15 protein-coding genes and 1 pseudogene are annotated in these 17,352 nt (G+C 73.2%); 9 read left to right on the top strand and 7 right to left on the bottom strand.

All coding sequences use genetic code 11. The annotated features are described in order from the left end of the window. Positions 1–197: 197 nt before the first annotated feature. A complete protein-coding gene (locus tag ABD317_RS20600; RefSeq protein WP_344291427.1) occupies positions 198–1,250 on the bottom strand; it encodes a DUF1996 domain-containing protein in 1,053 nt (350 codons plus the stop codon). 282 nt (positions 1,251–1,532) lie between these two features. Here ABD317_RS20600 and ABD317_RS20595 point away from each other — a divergent pair, with 282 nt between their 5' ends. The 3 genes from ABD317_RS20595 (at position 1,533) to ABD317_RS20585 (ending at position 4,337) form a co-directional block, all read left to right on the top strand. Beyond that, positions 1,533–2,144 (top strand): class I SAM-dependent methyltransferase, encoded by a 612-nt coding sequence (locus ABD317_RS20595; RefSeq protein WP_344291426.1) that lies wholly within the window; start codon positions 1,533–1,535, stop codon positions 2,142–2,144. A gap of 85 nt (positions 2,145–2,229) precedes the next feature. Next, positions 2,230–3,213 (top strand): glycoside hydrolase family protein, encoded by a 984-nt coding sequence (locus ABD317_RS20590; RefSeq protein ID WP_344291425.1) that lies wholly within the window; start codon positions 2,230–2,232, stop codon positions 3,211–3,213. Positions 3,214–3,527: 314 nt separating this feature from the next. Next, entirely contained in the window at positions 3,528–4,337 is an 810-nt protein-coding gene (locus tag ABD317_RS20585; protein ID WP_344291428.1) for a DUF4232 domain-containing protein, read from the top strand. Between the two features lie 118 nt (positions 4,338–4,455). Here the strand turns inward: ABD317_RS20585 and ABD317_RS20580 are convergent, their stop codons facing one another. The 3 genes from ABD317_RS20580 to ABD317_RS20570 all read right to left on the bottom strand — a co-directional run bounded on the left by ABD317_RS20580 (position 4,456) and on the right by ABD317_RS20570 (position 7,328). Further along, entirely contained in the window at positions 4,456–4,983 is a 528-nt protein-coding gene (locus ABD317_RS20580) for a dihydrofolate reductase (protein ID WP_344291424.1), read from the bottom strand. Continuing rightward, positions 4,980–5,777 (bottom strand): thymidylate synthase, encoded by a 798-nt coding sequence (locus tag ABD317_RS20575; protein WP_344291423.1) that lies wholly within the window; start codon positions 5,775–5,777, stop codon positions 4,980–4,982. Before ABD317_RS20575 ends, ABD317_RS20580 begins: the two co-directional genes overlap by 4 nt. Positions 5,778–5,894: 117 nt before the next feature. Continuing rightward, positions 5,895–7,328 carry an MFS transporter gene (locus ABD317_RS20570; protein WP_344291422.1) on the bottom strand — a complete coding sequence of 478 codons (1,434 nt, stop codon included), beginning with the start codon at positions 7,326–7,328 and terminating at the stop codon, positions 5,895–5,897. A gap of 95 nt (positions 7,329–7,423) precedes the next feature. On the opposite strand from ABD317_RS20570, the gene ABD317_RS20565 reads away from it, so the two are divergent. Both ABD317_RS20565 and ABD317_RS20560 read left to right on the top strand, forming a co-directional pair. After that, positions 7,424–7,984, top strand: a complete 561-nt coding sequence (locus tag ABD317_RS20565; RefSeq protein WP_344291421.1) for a MarR family winged helix-turn-helix transcriptional regulator — start codon at positions 7,424–7,426, stop codon at positions 7,982–7,984. Between the two features lie 189 nt (positions 7,985–8,173). Beyond that, on the top strand, positions 8,174–9,790 hold the full coding sequence (locus ABD317_RS20560; protein WP_344291420.1) for a carbohydrate binding domain-containing protein: 1,617 nt from the start codon (positions 8,174–8,176) through the stop codon (positions 9,788–9,790). 14 nt (positions 9,791–9,804) lie between these two features. Here the strand turns inward: ABD317_RS20560 and ABD317_RS20555 are convergent, their stop codons facing one another. Both ABD317_RS20555 and ABD317_RS20550 read right to left on the bottom strand, forming a co-directional pair. After that, on the bottom strand, positions 9,805–10,065 hold the full coding sequence (locus tag ABD317_RS20555; protein WP_027755456.1) for a cation transporter: 261 nt from the start codon (positions 10,063–10,065) through the stop codon (positions 9,805–9,807). Continuing rightward, positions 10,062–10,607 carry a nuclear transport factor 2 family protein gene (locus tag ABD317_RS20550; protein WP_344291419.1) on the bottom strand — a complete coding sequence of 182 codons (546 nt, stop codon included), beginning with the start codon at positions 10,605–10,607 and terminating at the stop codon, positions 10,062–10,064. The genes ABD317_RS20555 and ABD317_RS20550 overlap by 4 nt, the downstream gene beginning before the upstream one ends. A gap of 119 nt (positions 10,608–10,726) precedes the next feature. On the opposite strand from ABD317_RS20550, the gene ABD317_RS20545 reads away from it, so the two are divergent. From ABD317_RS20545 to ABD317_RS20535, 3 genes and pseudogenes are all read left to right on the top strand, one after another. After that, complete coding sequence (locus ABD317_RS20545; protein ID WP_344291418.1) at positions 10,727–11,374, top strand: TetR/AcrR family transcriptional regulator; 648 nt, start codon at positions 10,727–10,729, stop codon at positions 11,372–11,374. Between the two features lie 55 nt (positions 11,375–11,429). Then, positions 11,430–11,735 (top strand): annotated as a pseudogene (locus ABD317_RS20540) (translocation protein TolB); the annotation flags it as partial. A gap of 115 nt (positions 11,736–11,850) precedes the next feature. Beyond that, on the top strand, positions 11,851–12,915 hold the full coding sequence (locus tag ABD317_RS20535) for a pyridoxamine 5'-phosphate oxidase family protein (RefSeq protein ID WP_344291417.1): 1,065 nt from the start codon (positions 11,851–11,853) through the stop codon (positions 12,913–12,915). Positions 12,916–13,108: 193 nt separating this feature from the next. Here ABD317_RS20535 and ppdK read toward each other — a convergent pair whose 3' ends face one another. Further along, positions 13,109–15,961: a pyruvate, phosphate dikinase gene (ppdK, locus tag ABD317_RS20530; protein ID WP_344291416.1), complete on the bottom strand. Its 2,853-nt coding sequence runs from the start codon at positions 15,959–15,961 to the stop codon at positions 13,109–13,111. A gap of 628 nt (positions 15,962–16,589) precedes the next feature. Here ppdK and ABD317_RS20525 point away from each other — a divergent pair. Beyond that, positions 16,590–17,352 (top strand): glycogen debranching N-terminal domain-containing protein (locus tag ABD317_RS20525; protein WP_425582398.1); only part of this gene is annotated, 763 nt, incomplete at its 3' end.

Below are 17,352 nucleotides of genomic sequence, written 5' to 3'. Positions count from 1 at the left end.
GTTCCGGGGCCGGCTGCGCGGCGGCCGGGAGGGCGGCCGTCAGGCCGGCGAGCAGGGCGTCGGCGGCGACCACGGCCGGGAGGGCCCGCGGCCGGAACCGGGACCGGTGCCCGGGCCCGGTGACTCCCGGGGGTCTCGCGGCGCCGCGGGGTGCGGGGGGTTGAGGGTGCATGGGAGGGGGCCTCCAGCGGTGGGGGTCAGGGAAGCTCGTAGTCCTCGTTGAGGGCCGCGCCCGCTTCCGGGTGGGTCTGGTCGTAGCCGCGCGCGTCGCACTGCAGCCCGCCGACGACGCAGTGGTCGACGAGCGCCTTGAGGGTCGCGTCGTCCCAGACGTTGATGAAGTCGTAGTGGAAGGAGTAGCCGCGGCCGCTGGCGAGCGTGACCTGCGCCATGTCCCCGTTCACGGGGAACGCCATCTTGAACTCGATCATCGGCAGGGCCACCGGGTGGGTCTCCGGGCAGACGTTGTTGTTGGTGCCGGGCTTCACCACGGGGTACGTCATGTGGCTCCGGTGGTCCGGCGTGTCCAGGTACCGGCCGTCCCAGCAGCTGGGCGCCTGCATACGGATGTTGAGCTGGGTGTCCCGGGTGTCGGGGCAGGTGGCGGGGAAGTCGACGTTGAAGTAGCTCTCGCCGCACTCCCAGCCCTCCACGAAGCCCGGGTGGTTGCGGAACTCCTCGGCGCTCTGCATCGGGCTCCCGGCGACGAAGCGCAGGCCCTTGGGGAACGGGCGGACGCTGGTGTAGTCGGTGACGCCGGCCTTGTAGTAGATGACCTGCTCGCCGACGGGCAGCACCGGTTCGCCCGCGTTGGAGAGCGTGGGCATCCAGTAGGCGGACTTGTCGCCGGGCGCCTTGCACGCGGTGCCGCCGGCTTCCAGCGAGGCGGTGGTGCTGTAGGCGTCGGTGGTGTCGTTGCCCATGAAGGTGTGGTCGTGGGACCTGCCCGGCTCGCCGGGGTGGACGATCGGGTCGTCGGGCCCGGTGTGGGTGACGGAGCAGTTGGCCTGGAACTCGTGGAAGTAGCGGTGCGGCGGCTCCTTGTCGGACGGCTGGACGCCGGTGACGGGCGGGACGGCGGGGATGTAGCCGTCGCCGTCGGGGTCGTCGCCGGAGGCGGCGGCGTACGCGGCCGGGACGGTGCGCGCGCTGGCCGTCTCGCCCGGGGCGGCGATGGCGCCGAGTGCGGTGACGCACAGGGCCAGGGCCAGGGCCGGCAGGAGCACGGCGTAGAGGCGCGATCTCCTCATCGGGGGCCTCCTGGTGGGTGGGTGGGGGTAGGGAGCGAGTGTGGGAGAGCGCTCTCCCACTGCGCTGGATGGTTACGCTCCGGAGAAGGAGCGTCAAGAGAGCGCGCACGGACGCGTGCCCCTATGGGCACGAACGCGCCATATATCCCTGCCGGTACGGCGGTCGCGCGCGGGCCGCCGCTCCGGTACGTCACGTACCCGCCTGGTCCGCGGCCCCGCGCCCCCGCCCCGCGCCCGCCAACTCCGCGCCCGCCCGCACCCCGTCGTCCGTACCATGCACCGATGCAGCAGGGCACCGACCTCACGCCGTACTGGAACACCAACGTCGCGCGCCACCCCGGCATCCTGCGCGCCGTCCCCGGCGGCTGCCGCGACGCGCTCGACGTGGGCTGCGGCGACGGCCTCCTCGCGCGCAAGCTCGCCGCCCGCGCGCAGCGCGTCACCGGCGTCGACAGCTCGCCGCGGATGGTCGCCCGCGCCCGCGAACTGGCCGCCGGCGACCCCCGCCTCGCCTTCGTCGAGGACGACTTCCTCGCCGCCGACCTGCCCGCCGCCGGCTACGACTTCGTCTGCTCCGTCTCCGCCGTGCACCACATGGACTTCGCCGCCGCCCTCGCCCGCATGCGCGACCTGCTGCGCCCGGGCGGCGTCCTCGTCGTCGCCGGCCTCGCCCGCGAGGCGACGCTCGCGGACTGGGCCGTCACCGTCGCCGCCGCGCCCGTCGTACGGGTCACGAAGGTGCTGCGCCGCGCCGCCGGCCCGCCCGGCATGCCCGCCGCCGACCCGCGCATGAGCTACGGCGAGGTCCGCGCCGAGGCGCACCGGCTGCTCCCCGGTGTGCGGTACCGCCGTCACGTACTGCGCCGCTACACCCTCACCTGGCGCGCCCCCTGACCGGCCCCGCCGGCGCGCGAGTTCACCTGCACGTCACCCTGCGCGGGGCTACGCACGCGGCGGCTCCGCTCCTAGGCTGACCGCCATGCCGAGCCACCGCACCAGCGCGCCCCTGCCGCCCTTCGACCCAGCGGAAGCCGAGGTCGTGCTGCTCCCCGAGGCCCCCGAGCCCGGGTACTGGACCGGCTGCCCCGGGGTGCTCCACGAGCCGGAGCGGGGCCGCTGGCTGCTCACCTACCGCCGCCGGCGGCCCCGCGGGCACGCCGGGGGCGAGCGCGGCTGGCGCTGCGCGGTCGCCGTCAGCGACGACGGGGTGGACTTCACCGACGTGTGGACGGTGGAGAGCCGGCAGCTGGGGACCGACTCGATGGAGCGCTTCAGCCTGCTGCCCGTCCCCGGCGGCTACCAGCTCTACCTCAGCTACGTCGACCCCGCCGACTCCCGCTGGCGCATCGACGTCGTCGACGCCGCCGCGCCCGACGCCTTCGACCTCGCCGGGGCCCGCCCCGCGCTCACCGCCGCCGGCACCGGCACCGAGGGGGTCAAGGACCCGTACACGCTCCGGCGCGGCCCGCTCACCTACCTCTTCGCCAGCTACGCGCGCGCCGGGCTCTCCGCCGCCGACGCCGCCCGCGCGCACGCCACCGCCGACATCTACAACACCGGCGTCACCACCCACCCCACGGGCCTCGCCGTCTCCACCGACGGCGGCGCGACCTTCGTGTGGCAGGGTGAGGCCATGGCCACCGGCAGCGGCTGGGACGCCTTCCAGACCCGGCTCAACTGTGCCGTCCCCCTCGGCCCCGGCGCCGGCTGGCTCGGCTTCTACGACGGCGCCGCCTCCCACGAGGAGAACTACGAGGAGCGCTGCGGCCTCGCGCTCTCCCACGACCTGCGCACCTGGCACCGGCTCAGCACCGAGGAGCCGTGGGCGACGGTCCCGTACGGCACGGGCTCGCTGCGCTACGTGGACGCGGTCGTCGCCGACGGCACGTGGCACATCTACTTCGAGGCCGCACGCGCGGACGGCGCGCACGAACTCCGCCTGGCGCGCGTCCCCGTGCGCTGAACGGCAAGCGGTGACGGCAGACGGCGGCGGGAAGCGGAGACGTCGGACGGGCATGGTGTGCGGTGGCGGCGTGCGGTGACCGCGTGCGGGGACGGCGGGCGGTGACGGCAAACTGTGACCGTGCTGTATCAGACGGAGTGACGCCCGCCACAGCCGCGGCGCACCCCTCCTGATCGACTGGACGGATGCGTCCCGATACCCGCCCGACCCGCGTACGCCGCGTCCGCGTCGGCTCTCCCGTACGGCTCGCCCCCCTCGCCCTGGCCGGTGTGCTGCTGCTCGCCGGCTGCGGTGCGGAGGCCGCCGACGCGACCGTGGACGCCGGGGGCCCGACCGTGCCCGGCAACCCGTCGCCGGTGGAGGTCGACGGCGTGGCCATCACCCTCGTCCGTACGGCGGAGGACAGCCCGAAGCCCATGCGGGTGGAGTTCGAGGTCACCAACCACGGGACGGAGGCGATGACGTACACCGTCACCTTCGAGGTGCGCGCCCCCTCCGGGGAGGTGCTGTCGTACCCGGAGACGGTCGTCGAGTCGGTGCCGGCCGGGCGCACGGTGCCGGGGCAGGTCGACGTCTCCCGGCCGACGGCGGGCGGTGACCGCGGTACCGGGGCGCAGGTGCAGGTCGGCAGCGTCAGGAGCGTACCGGCGGACGAGGCGCCGTCGGCGGGCGGGCCGTGCCCGCCGGCGGGGGTGCGGCTGTACGCGGATGAGGGCGACGCGGCGATGGGGCTGCGGGTCGTCGGGCTGCACCTGGAGAACTGCGGCACCGGCGTCCACCGGCTGAACGGCTACCCGCGCCTGGAACTCCTCGACGAGGACCACGAGGCCATCACCGGCGTACGCATCCGCCGCGGCGGCGCCCCCATCGCCTCCGGCACCGGCGCCGACGCTCCGCCCCGCGCGCTGGCGCTGCGGCCGGGGGAGCGCGCGACGACCCAACTGGTGTGGCGCAACACCGTCCAGGCCGGCGAGGCGGTCAACGCCCCGTACGTACGGGTGTGGGCGAAGCCCGGCGCCGCACCGGTGACGGTGACGCCGGAGCTGGACCTCGGCACGACGGGCGAACTCGGCGTGGGCGCCTGGCAGAAGACCACCTCACCCCGCACCCCCGCCCAAGGGTAGCCACGCCCTCTGACAGCAACCCGGGGCCGCAGCAGTGTCCTTCGCGGGCGCCGCGGGCCGCCGCTCGATGTCAGACGAGGCGCCTACCCTTGGACACCCGGCCGCGGACACCCGGCGCTCACCTGGTGAGCGTACGGATCCGGTAGCGCAGCCCCGTCCGGGAGACCTGCCAGCCGCCGTCCTCGGCTACCCGCCACTCCGGGCCCGGCTGCGGCGCGTACGTGTCGCCCGCCACCGTCGTGTCGATCTCCGTCACCGACAGCGTCGCGGCGTGTTCCAGCGCGGCCCGGTAGATCTCCCCGCCGCCGATCACCCACACCGTGCCGGCCGGGCCCGGCGGCTCCACGCCCGCGGCCGCGGCGGCCGCGGCGCCCGCGGCCAGTTCCAGCGCCTCGGCCACGGAACCGGCGCGTACGGCGCCCTCGGCCGTCCACCGCGGGTCGCGCGTCACCACGACGTTGCGCCGGCCGGGCAGCGGGCGGAACCGCGGCGGCAGCGAGTCCCACGTCCTGCGCCCCATCACCACCGGGTGGCCCAGGGTGGTCGCCTTGAAGTGCGCCATGTCCTCGGGCAGCCGCCACGGGACGCCGTTGTCCGCGCCGATCACGCCGTCGCGGGTCTGCGCCCAGATCAGCCCGGTGTTCAAACCGCGACCGGGGCCTTGATGGCCGGGTGGTGCCGGTAGCCGAGCACGTCGACGTCCGCGTAGGCGTAGTCGAAGAGCGAGTCGGCCTTGCGCAGCCGCAGCTGCGGGAACTCGTACGGGGTGCGGGACAGCTGCTCCGTCACCTGCTCGACGTGGTTGTCGTAGATGTGGCAGTCGCCGCCGGTCCAGATGAAGTCACCCGGTTCGAGGCCGGTCTGCTGCGCCACCATGTGCGTGAGCAGCGCGTAGCTGGCGATGTTGAACGGGACGCCGAGGAACAGGTCGGCGCTGCGCTGGTAGAGCTGGCAGGAGAGCCGGCCTTCGGCGACGTGGAACTGGAAGAAGGCGTGGCACGGCGGCAGCGCCATGTCGGCCAGCTCGGCGACGTTCCAGGCGGAGACGATCATCCGGCGGGAGTCGGGGTTGCGGCGCAGGGTGTCGAGCACGTCGCTGATCTGGTCGACGTGCCTGCCGTCGGGGGTGGGCCAGGAGCGCCACTGCACGCCGTAGACGGGGCCCAGCTCGCCGTCCGGGCCGGCCCACTCGTCCCAGATGGTGACGCCGTGTTCCTGCAGCCAGCCGACGTTGGAATCGCCGCGGAGGAACCACAGCAGCTCGTACACGATGGACTTGAGGTGCACCTTCTTGGTGGTGATCAGCGGGAAGCCCCGGGAGAGGTCGTACCGCAGCTGGTGCCCGAAGACACTTCGGGTGCCGGTGCCTGTCCGGTCGGCCTTGGCCGTCCCGGAGGTGAGCACCAGTCGCAACAGGTCTTCGTACTGGGTGTCCGCCACAGCGGTCGAGTGTACTGCCGCCGACCGGGCAGAACACGAACCGGAACCGCCGCCACCGCCACCGTCGCGCCGCCGTCGCGCCGCCGTCCGGGGCTGGCCGGGGGCCGCCGCGCCCGCCTACCCGCCCCGGTGCCGTACGCCGTTGACCGCGGCGATCACCGCAGCCGCGCCCGCCGAGACGCCGGCGATGACGAAGCAGAGGACGTACGCGTCCACGGTCGGCACCTCGGTGCCGTCGATGACCTGCGCGGCCAGCACCGCCGCGGTCGCCGCGCTGGCGATGCTGCCGCCGGCGGTGCGGACGAGGGAGTTGATGCCGCTGGCGATGCCGCTCTGGTCCATCGGCACGTGCTGGACGGCGAGCGTGCCGAGGGCCGCGTAGGCGATGCCGATGCCGAGGCCCTGGATGCCGCTGAAGATCATGATGTCCAGGGCGGTGTCGTGCATGAGCGCCAGCCAGAGGTACGCGACGCCCGCGACGACCGCGCCGAGGGCCAGCGTCCAGGCGGCGCCGAGCCGGGCCTCCAGCCGGCCGGAGAGGGCGGAGAAGATCAGCATGGTGAAGGTGCTGGGCAGCATGTAGAGGCCCACGTCCAGCACCGAGCCGGTGAGCCCGTAGCCCACCTGCTCCTCGGGGGTCTGGATGAAGTTGGCGATCAGGGTGAAGGCCGCGAACATCGAGAAGCCGAGGAGCAGCGAGGCGAGGTTGGCCGAGAGGGACTTGGGGCCGACGAGGATCTGCAGCCGCACCAGCGGCTCGCGCACGCGCAGCTCGACGGCCACCCACACGGTGCACAGCACGACCGCGGCGGCGAACAGGCCGAGGATGCGGGTGTCGGTCCAGCCCCACGCGTTGCCCTGGCTGATGCCGAGCAGCAGGCTGACCAGCCAGCCGCCGAGCAGGGCGGCGCCGAGGAGGTCGGGGCGGCCGCCGGCGCGGCGGCCGGAGTCGCGGGTGCAGACGAGCACGAACAGCAGGCCGACGGCGGCCATGGCGGCGGCTATCCAGAAGACCGGCTGGTGGGAGTCGGTGTGGTCGGCGATGAGGCCGGTGACGAGCATGCCGACCGCGCCGCCGACGCCGAGGGTGGCGCTGACGACGCCGATGGCGGTGGTGACCCGCTCGCGCGGGTAGGAGTCGCGGATCATCCCGATGGCCAGCGGGATGACGGCCGCGGCGGTGCCCTGGAGCGCGCGGCCGACGATGAGCAGGGCGAGCGAGTCGGAGACCGCGCAGACCACCGAGCCTACGACGAGCAGCGTCATCGTCACCGAGATCATCTTCTTCTTGCCGTACATGTCGCCGAAGCGCGACAGCAGCGGCGTGGCGACGGCCCCGGCGAGCAGCGTCGCGGTGAAGACCCACGAGACGGCGGCGACCGAGATGTCGAACGCCCGCATGAGCTGGGGCAGCATGGGCAGCACCAGCGTCTGCTGCAGCGATACGACGAGGCCGGCGCTGCCCAGCGCCAGCAGGGTCAGGCCGGGACCGGCCTGGCCGGGCCGGTCGGCGTGGCCCTTGTCGGCCACCGCGGTGGTGGTGTCTGTCATCGGGGTGGGCTCCTGCGAGGAGAAGTGACTTTACTTGACTTACGCAAGCATGTTGTAGTTGGTTAAGTCAAGCAAACTCCTTGTAAAGTGAGGCCATGTCTTTCCGGTCGCCAGAAGCCGTCAACGTCTCCCCGGACGTGGCCGAGATCGAGCGCGCCCTCAGCCGCATCGCGTATCTGAGCAGCCGGGTCCGGCAGCACGACCGGCTGATGGCGCTGGCCGGGGTGCCGCTGGACCGCGCGGCGGTGGCGCTGCTGCGGCAGATCGACGACTCCGAGCCGCTGCGCCTCGGCGAGCTGGCGGGACGGCTGGGGGTGGAGGCGTCGCACGTGACGCGGCAGGTGCAGCAGCTGCAGAAGGCCGGGTACGTCAGCCGCGTCCCGGATCCGGACGACCGCCGGGCGCAGCGCATCCAGCTCACCGGGGCCGGGCGGGACGCGATCGGGCGCGTCCGCGCGGCGGCGTGCCAGGGGATGCAGGTGGCCCTGGGGGAGTGGGCGCCGGAGGACCTGCGGCGGCTCGCGGAGCTGTTCCACCGGATGGTCGACGACTTCGTCGCGCACGCCGACGAGCAGGCGGCCGAGGCGGAGAGGGGCGGCCTCCCCGGCGACTCCGGCCCGTCGCGCGGGGAGGGGCCGGCGGGAGCGGGGGCTTGACGGCGTCGGAGGGCTTCGCTTCAATCCGTTGATAGGTCCAGACCAATAACCAACCCCCCCGTACGGGACGGTCCGATCCCCGGCCGTCCGTCAGAATGTCATGCCCACGTCATGCTCTCGCCGTCAACCGCCCGGGTCGCCCCCGCCCTCGTGTGCTCCGGGCACCACTCCACCGCATCGGGAGGACCCGTGCGTATCGGAAACCGCATAGTCGCCTGCCTGGGCGCCGCGCTGCTCGCCGGCGCCGGCGCCGTGGCCCTGCCCACCACGGCGCAGGCCGCCAACCTGCTGGACGACCCCGGCTTCGAGTCCGGCGGCCTGTCGGACTGGAACTGCAGCGACGGCGCCGGCTCCGTGGTGAGCAGCCCCGTGCACAGCGGGACCAAGGCGCTGGCCGGCGCCGCCAGCGCCAGCAGCAACGCCCGCTGCGCCCAGACCGTCGCCGTCCAGCCCGGCACCACGTACACCCTGTCCGCCTGGGTGCGCGGCAGCTACGTCTACCTCGGCGCGACCGGCGGCACCGCCACCTGGACGGCGTCGGCCGCCGACTACACCGAGTTGACCACGTCGTTCACCACCGGCGCCGGCCAGACCAGCGCCGAGGTCTACGTCCACGGCTGGTACGGGCAGGGCACCTACCACGCCGACGACATCAGCCTCGACGGCCCCGGCGGCCAGCCCGACACCGAGGCCCCCGGCACCCCGGGCACCCCCCGGGTCACCGGCACCTCCGCCACCTCCGTCTCGCTGGCCTGGGACGCCGCCACCGACAACGTCGGCGTCACCGGCTACGACGTCTTCCGCGACGGCACCCTGGCCACCACGGTGACCGGCACCACCGCCACCGTCACCGGGCTCGCGCCGGACACCGGCTACGACTTCACCGTCCGCGCCCGGGACCGGGCCGGCAACACCTCGCCGTTCACCGCCGCGGTGCACGCCACGACCGACCCGGACGGCGGCGGCAGCCCCGGCTTCGTCCAGGCCGCGCCGTACCTCTATCTGGGCTGGGGCAACCCGCCGAGCCCGACCGAGGTGATGAGCGCGACCGGCATCGAGTGGTACACGATGGCGTTCATCCTCGCCCGGAACGGCTGCAACCCGGCGTGGGACAGCCAGCGTCCGCTCACCGGCGGCCAGGACGAGGCCGCCGTCAACGCCATCCGCGCGGCCGGCGGCGACGTCGTCCCGTCCATCGGCGGCTGGAGCGGCAACAAGCTCGGCCCCAACTGCTCCACGGCCCAGGCGCTGGCCGGCGCCTACCAGAAGGTGATCGACGCCTACGACCTGACCGCGATCGACGTCGACATCGAGAACACCGACGAGTTCGAGAACCCGGCGGTGCAGGACCGTATCCTGAACGCGCTCAAGATCGTCAAGCAGAACAACCCCGGGCTGCGGACCATCCTCACCTTCCCCACTCTCAACACCGGCCCCAATTCCTGGGGCGACCGCCTGATCGAGCGGGCCCACGCCCTCCAGGCCGACATCGACAACTTCACGATCATGCCGTTCAACTTCGGCGGCCACTCGGACATGTACGGCCACACCGTCAACGCCACGGAAGGGCTGAAGGCCAAGCTCACGTCCGTCTTCGGCTGGACCGACGCCGAGGCGTACGCCCACATCGGCATCTCGGGCATGAACAACAACAGTGACGTGGGCGAGGTCACCACCCCGCAGATCTGGACCCAGATCCGCGACTGGGCCAACTCCCACGACATCGGCCGGCTGGCCTTCTGGTCGGTCAACCGCGACCGCCCGAACTGGGAGTTCACCCGCATCACCGCCGGCTTCACCGGCTGACCATCCGCACGCCGCTACGAGCGCGCCGGTGCCCCCGGGTCCTCCGGGGGCGCCGCCGCGTCCGCGGGCGGGGACCCCGGGGTGTAGCCGGACTCCGCCACGGCGGCGTGGATGAGCGCCTCCGGCACCGGGCGGTCCGCCCGGACCACGACGGTCTCGGCCGCCACGTCCACGCGCACGTCCGTGACGCCGGGCACCCGGCCGATCTCCTCACCGACGATCTCCGCACAGTGACCGCACACCATGCCCAGCACCGTGTGGCGGGACTCGATCACGAGCGGCTCCCCTTTCCGCTCGCCGCCTCCGTGTCCTTCCCCGGGGCCTCGACGGTCCGGGAGATCTGGTGCGTACGGCGTATCCGGCCGTCCGGGGCCAGTTCGCCGAAGAGATGGACCTCCGTGGTGGAGCGCCGCCCCCTGCGGTCGGTCGCGTGAATGGTGAAGCGGGCCGCTATCCGCTCGCCGTCCCGCAGCGCCTCGTGCACCTCGAACGCGAAGTCCGACAGGTTCTTCCGGACCGGGCGGATGTGGGCCACGAGCCGGTCCCGGTTGATCCGGATCCCGTCGGCCGTCTGCACGGCGTCCGGGGTGTAGTAGCGGTCGACGATCGGGCCCGGGTCGGCGCCGTCCGCCACGGCCTCGCGCGTGAAGGAGGTGAAGAGGTCGGCCACGAACTGCCGGGCCTCCTCGCCGGCCCCGGCCTCCCGGCCCTCAGTCTCCTGGCCTGCCTCGTCCCCCGCCTCGTCGCCCGCGTCCTCGCGGGGTTCCCCGCGGGGTTCCTCGTCGGTCTTTCCGTCGGTCGTCTCACAGGCCGCCATGTCGCTCTCCCCGGTGGCGGGACATGCCCGCACGCATAGGCGAAGTAGCACCCGGAGGCGCTATCTCTTACACTGCGTAAGATATAACGCCCGACTTAACTTTGACAAGGTGTACGACTTTGCCGTCCAAGGGAGCCAAGGAGTCCGCGGGAGTCCCGGGAGACCGCCCCTCGCCGCGCCGCCGCCGCGCCGACGCCGAACGCAGCCGCTCCGCCATCGTCGACGCCGCGGTCCGGCTGCTCGGCGAGCGGCCGGAAGCCAGCGTCGAGGCCATCGCCGCCGCCGCGGGCGTCACCCGCCAGACCGTCTACGCCCACTACCCCTCGCGCAACGAGGTGCTCACCGCCGTCTTCGACCGCCTCACCGCGGAGACCGACGCCGCGCTGGACTCCGCCCGCCTCGACGAACTCCCCGCCGCCACCGGGCTGCTGCGGCTGCTCGACGTCAGCTGGGAGATCGCCGACCGCTACCCCGGCCTCCGGCACGCCGAGCCGCCCCCCGCCGACCGGCGGCAGGAGAGCGAGCAGCACCGTCCGATCACCGACCGGCTGGAGCGGATCGCCCGCCGCGGGCAGGAGTCGGGGGAGTTCGACCGCGGCGCCGAGCCGCGCTGGCTGGCGGCCGCCACCGTGGCACTCGGGCACGCGGCGGGGGCGGAGGTCGCCGCCGGCCGGATGACCCCCGCGGCCGCGGCGGAAGCCCTGCGCACGGGTGTCCTGCGGCTGCACGGGGCGGATGCGGAGGCCCGGCCGCTGCCGGACGAGTAGCGCCGTCCGTCCGCCGGGAGCCGCGGCGCGGGCGGGGACGTGCCCGAAGGGTCCGGAGCCGGCCTACGACGACTCCCTCGTCTCCGGCACCGCCCCGCTCACCGGCGTCGACAACGTCACCGGCAGCCGCTCCGGCGACCTCTACGTCGCGGAGGACGGCGGCACCATGGAGATCTGCCTGATCACCCCGGACGACGTCGTCGCCCCGTTCCTGCGCGTCGAGGGCCAGGGCCGCTCGGAGATCACGGGCCCGGCCTTCACCCCGGACGGCACCCGCCTGTACTTCTCCAGCCAGCGCGGCACCACGGGCAGTTCCTCGGGCGGCATCACGTACGAGGTGACGGGCCCCTTCCGCACGTGACCGCTCCGGCGCCGGTTTCAGCCGACCGGCGGTGCCGGAGCACGGCGGCGGGGGGCACGGTGAGGAGTGCCGTGGCCGCCCGGCGCGGTCAGTTCCGTGTCCGCAGGAGTGGATCATGCCCGAGTCCGCCGCCCCGGTCATCACCGAACTCAGCAGGCCGGAGGTACGGCTCCGCAAGTCGGCCGGCGGACAGGTCGCCACCGAGAGCCTGTCCATCTCCGGCACCGGCCTGGCGAAGAAGGGGAAGACGACCAGTGTCTCCCTCACCGTGAACGGAAACCCCGTCCAGGCGGAATCCGGCTTCCGCCTGTCGGGCTCGTGCCTGGTGACGGGGGTCCGGTTCCCGCTTCCCACCGACACGGGCGGCACGTACGACCTGAAGGTCACGGTGGACGGCGCGTCCAGCGCCGCGAAGTCCCTGACGGTCGTCGCCAGCGGGGCCGCGAAGTCCGACGAGTACCCGCGCGACGGGCAGTACCTCAAGAACCCGTCGAGCCCGCACACCGGCAACATGTTCGACTTCCGGAAGTCGACCGTCGGCGCGATCCTGCGGGCGAACTACACGTGCCACGTCGGTTACGTCTCGTCGGTGGCCTCCGGCCCGGGCGACGGCTCCGAGCTGCACATCCCGCGCGTCGTGCCGTCCCTGTACGCACCGTCCCCGGCCTCCGGCACGGTGACCGAGCTGTATCTCCACGGAGCCGCGTACTCCGAGCTGGCCAAGCAGGTCGACAAGCACAAGAGCGATCAGAACTACCGGATCTGCCTGACCGTCACGCGGGTGAACGGTCTGCTGCTGGGCCGTTCACTGTTCCACCACAGCATCAACTACCACTCCGCCGTGGTCTACGGCAGGCCCACGTTCGTCGCCGACGCGGACAAGGAGAAGGCCCTCGAACTGCTCACCGAGCACATCGTGCCCGGCCGCTGGGCGGACACCGCGGTCCGCCGCCCCAGCACCTGCGAAAAGGACTGGACCTCGCTGATCAGAGTGGAGATCACCGGTGCCGCCGCCAAGGTCCGGGACGGCGACGTGGGTGACGAGACCTACGACGTGGAACGCAACAAGTGCTGGGCCGGCGTCGTCCCCGTCCGCAACGTCTACGGGCCCGCCCTGACGGCCGCGGGCGTCAGTCCCGACCTGCCGGTCCCGGAGTACGTCCGGAAACTACGGCGGTGACGTGGAGAGAAGCGGGCCGCCGGGACGAGGGGCGGCGCCCCCGCACGGGCGCCGCCCCTCTCGGATCCGGTCTGCCGTCGGGTGAGGGTCAGGGCGAACGCCGACGACGGCCGGAGGTTCGGATGGCCGGGATCCGGATGGCCCGGGTCCGAATGGCCCGGGTCCGAATGGCCCGGGTCCGAATGGCCCGGGTTCAGGTGGCCGGGGGTGACGCGGCCGCCGCCCGCGCCGCCTCCAGGCGGGCCACCGGGATACGGAACGGGCTGCACGACACGTAGTCCAGGCCGACCTCGTGGAAGAAGTGGACCGACTCCGGGTCGCCGCCGTGCTCGCCGCACACGCCGAGCTTCAGGTCCGGCCGGGTCGCGCGGCCCGCCTTCGCCGCGTCGCGGACGAGCGCGCCGACGCCGTCCTTGTCGATCGTCTCGAACGGGGAGACGCCGAAGATGCCCTTCTCCAGGTACGCGGTGAAGAAGCTCGCCTCCACGTCGTCGCGCGAGAAGCCCCACACGGTCTGGGTGAGGTCGTTGGTGCCGAACGAGAAGAAGTCCGCCGACTCCGCGATCTGACCGGCCGTCAGCGCGGCCCGCGGCAGCTCGATCATCGTGCCCAGCGTCAGCTTCAGCGCCACGCCGCGCGCCGCCTCGACCTCGGCGATGACGGCCTCGGCCTCGTCGCGTACCAGCTCCAGCTCCTGCACCGTGCCCACCAGCGGGATCATGATCTCCGCCCGCGGGTCGCCCTTCGCCGCGCGCCGCTGCGCCGCCGCCTCCGCGATGGCCCGTACCTGCATCGTGAACAGCCCGGGGATGACCAGCCCGAGGCGCACGCCGCGCAGGCCCAGCATCGGGTTCTGCTCGTGCAGCCGGTGCACGGCCTGCAGCAGCCGCAGGTCGTTCTCGTTGTGGTCCTGGCGGGACTCGGCGAGCGCGACCCGTACGGACAGCTCGGTGATGTCCGGCAGGAACTCGTGCAGCGGCGGGTCCAGCAGCCGGACCGTCACGGGCAGCCCGTCCATCACCTCGAAGAGCTGCACGAAGTCCCGCTGCTGCAGCGGCAGCAGCTCCGTGAGCGCCGCATCCCGCTCCTCCTCGGTGTCGGCGAGGATCAGCCGCTCGACCAGCTCGCGCCGCTCGCCGAGGAACATGTGCTCGGTGCGGCACAGCCCGATGCCCTGCGCGCCGAAGCGGCGGGCGCGGGCGGCGTCGTCGAAGTTGTCGGCGTTGGCCCGCACCCGCAGCCGGCGGATGCGATCCGCGTACGACATGAGGCGGTGCACGGCGACGACGAGTTCGTCGGCGTCCTCGGCGCCGGCGTGCATGCGGCCCTCGAAGTACTCCACGACCGGCGACGGCACGACCGGCACCCGGCCGCGGTAGACCTTGCCGCTGGAACCGTCGATGGACACGACGTCGCCCTCGTCGACGATCTCGCCGCCGGGCGCGGTCAGCTGCCGCCGCTTGGTGTCGACCTCCAGCTCCTCGGCGCCGCACACGCACGTCTTGCCCATGCCGCGGGCGACGACGGCGGCGTGCGAGGTCTTGCCGCCGCGGGAGGTGAGGATGCCCTCGGCGGCGATCATGCCGTCGAGGTCGTCGGGGTTCGTCTCGCGGCGGATGAGGATGACCTGCTCGCCGGAGCGCGACCACTTCACGGCCGTGTACGAGTCGAAGACCGCCTTGCCGACGGCCGCGCCCGGCGAGGCGGCGATGCCGCGGGCGAGCAGGTCGCCCTTGTGGCCGTTGTCGAAGCGGGGGAACATCAGCTGCGCCAGCTGCGCCCCGCTGACCCGCTGCAGCGCCTCGGCCTCGGTGATGAGCCCCTGGTCGACGAGCTGCACGGCGATACGGAACGCCGCCGCCGCGGTGCGCTTGCCGACCCGGGTCTGCAGCATCCACAGCTTGCCGCGCTCGATGGTGAACTCGATGTCGCACAGGTCGCGGTAGTGCGTCTCCAGCGTCTCCATGATCTGCAGCAGCTCGTCGTACGACGCCCGGTCGAGGTCCTGGAGCTTGGCGAGCGGCACGGTGTTGCGGATGCCGGCGACGACGTCCTCGCCCTGCGCGTTCTGCAGGTAGTCGCCGTAGACGCCCTGCTGGCCGCTGGCGGGGTCGCGGGTGAAGGCGACGCCGGTGCCGGAGTCGGGGCCGAGGTTGCCGAAGACCATGGAGCAGATGTTGACGGCGGTGCCGAGGTCGCCGGCGATGCGCTCCTGGCGCCGGTAGAGCTTGGCGCGCTCGCCGTTCCAGCTGTCGAAGACGGCCCGTACGGCCAGGTCCAGCTGCTCGCGCGGGTCCTGCGGGAAGGGGCGGCCGGTCTCCCGGGCGACGATGTCCTTGAACGTGCCGACGAGGGCTTCGAGGTCGGCGGCGGCCAGCTCGACGTCCGTGGCGACGCCCTTGGCGCTCCGGGCCGCCTCGATGGCGTTCTCGAACAGCTCGCCGTCGATGCCCTGCACGGTGTTGCCGAACATCTGGATGAGGCGGCGGTACGAGTCCCAGGCGAACCGCTCGTCGCCGGCCTGGGCGGCGAGGCCGGGGAGGCAGGCGTCGGACAGGCCGATGTTGAGGACGGTGTCCATCATGCCGGGCATGGAGAACTTGGCGCCGGAGCGGACCGAGACCAGCAGCGGGTCGTCGGCCTGGCCGAGCCTCTTGCCCATGCGCCGCTCCAGGGCGTCGAGGTGGGCGCTGACCTCGTCGCGCAGCGCGGGCGGCTCGGCGCCGTCGGCGAGGTAGACCTTGCACGCCTCGGTGGTGATGGTGAAGCCCGGCGGGACGGGCAGCCCGAGGTTGGTCATCTCGGCGAGGTTGGCGCCCTTGCCGCCGAGGAGGTCCTTGAGGTCCTTGTTGCCCTCGTGGAAGTCGTAGACGAACTTGGCCGCAGTCGCGGCCGCGGCGGTCTGCGGCGCGGACCCGGATCCGGACGCGGCCGCCGGGGACTCCGTCGTCGAGGCCGCCTTCCGGGTCGGCTTCGGGGTCGGCTTCGGGGCCGTCGCCTTCGTCGCTGGTTTCTTCTCTTCCGGCTTTTCCGGGTTTTCCGGCACGGGATCGACTCCTCGTGTGGGACCCCTGGCGGGGAGCTGCCCTGACGGCGAGGAACATACCCAGATCGAAGGCTCGGAGGGATGAGGCGTAGACGATCAGGAGGGGTTCCGGCCCTCACGCCTGGGATCCTGCCGGCGACCGGGAGCCGCGCCCCTTGTTCACTTCTCTTAACGACGATCCCGGACGGGCGGGCATCGGCAAGCCGGGGCGGGTCATCCGCGTGACGGAACGCAGCGGTGGCTTCGAGTCGTGAAGCAAGAAGGGTGGCACTCAGTGCCGCGCATACGAGAGATGATGCCCACATTTGAGCGCTCGTTTGAGCGCAGCTCTTATCAAGCGTGGCGAGAATCACGCAATCGGGGGCCCTCCGTCTCAGCATGCGGACGTGCCGCGGGGGCAACGCGCGGCCGGCGGGCGGGTGAAGCCCTCGCGGCGAGGAGCCAGCGGGGCGTGCTCCCGCAACATGCTTGCGTGCGACCCCGGTTCTGCTTGTCGGCCCGACAGCAGCGCGCTAGTTTTGCGTGCCAACCAGACGTAACTGCGGGATGACACCCCGCTGAGGGAGGCGCGCGCATGGGCGGCGGCGCGGAACACCGGCTTCTTTTCCACGGCGGGGGGTGCGCCGCGGTGGCGGCCTCCGGGGACATCACCGGAGCCCGGGGCACCCGGCCGGACGGCTACTTCCTCGGGGACACCCGGCACCTGAGCCGCTGGCAGCTGACGGTGGACGGGACGGTGCCCACGGTGCTGGTGCCGGAGGCGGGCACCGCCGCCCCGGCCACCGGCTCCGCCGCCGGTACGGCCGCCGCCCGCTCCGTGCTCGTACCGCCGACCGGCCGCGACGAGCCGCCGCCGCACACCGTCTTCCGCGAGCAGCGCGTCGCGGGCGGCACGCTCGTCGAGGTCCTGCGGGTCACCGGCAACCGCGCGGAGCCCGCGAAGCCGTGGCTCGCGCTGACGGTCGACGCGGACTTCGCGGACCAGTTCGAGTTACGGGCCGACCACCGCGTGTACGACAAGCCGCACGCGGTACGGGACCGGGAGATACTGCCGGACGGGGTGGAGTTCCGCTACCGCCGCGGGGAGTGGTGCGCCCGCACCACCGTCACCGCCCAGCCGCCGCCGGACGCGGTGGAGGAGACGGGCAGCGGCGCGCGGCGGCTGGTGTGGCGGCTGGGGCTGGAGCCGCACGGGACGACGGAAGTGACACTGCGTGCCGCGGCATGGTCGGGAACCGGCGAGCCGGCGACGGGACCCGCGGAGGACGCCGAGGGAGCCGGGACCGCCGGCTCCGGAGCCGTGGCGGCGCCGCCGGGAGCCCCGGCGGCAGGGGCGCCCGCCGCCCCGGCCACCGCGTCGCCCGAAGCGCAGCTCCGGCCCGCCGACGGCA

Origin of the sequence: Streptomyces synnematoformans, assembly GCF_039531005.1 — a bacterium.
GTDB lineage: Bacteria > Actinomycetota > Actinomycetes > Streptomycetales > Streptomycetaceae > Streptomyces > Streptomyces synnematoformans.
The sequence above is the reverse complement of the archived record's forward strand: the minus strand, read 5'-3'. Positions and strand labels throughout refer to the sequence as shown.

Coding starts and splice junctions, on each gene's coding strand:
- ABD317_RS20600 (WP_344291427.1), bottom strand. CDS start 1,250: ATGAGGAGATCGCGCCTCTACGCCGTGCTCCTGCCGGCCCTGGCCCTG.
- ABD317_RS20595 (WP_344291426.1), top strand. CDS start 1,533: ATGCAGCAGGGCACCGACCTCACGCCGTACTGGAACACCAACGTCGCG.
- ABD317_RS20590 (WP_344291425.1), top strand. CDS start 2,230: ATGCCGAGCCACCGCACCAGCGCGCCCCTGCCGCCCTTCGACCCAGCG.
- ABD317_RS20570 (WP_344291422.1), bottom strand. CDS start 7,328: ATGACAGACACCACCACCGCGGTGGCCGACAAGGGCCACGCCGACCGG.
- ABD317_RS20565 (WP_344291421.1), top strand. CDS start 7,424: ATGTCTTTCCGGTCGCCAGAAGCCGTCAACGTCTCCCCGGACGTGGCC.
- ABD317_RS20550 (WP_344291419.1), bottom strand. CDS start 10,607: ATGGCGGCCTGTGAGACGACCGACGGAAAGACCGACGAGGAACCCCGC.
- ABD317_RS20535 (WP_344291417.1), top strand. CDS start 11,851: ATGCCCGAGTCCGCCGCCCCGGTCATCACCGAACTCAGCAGGCCGGAG.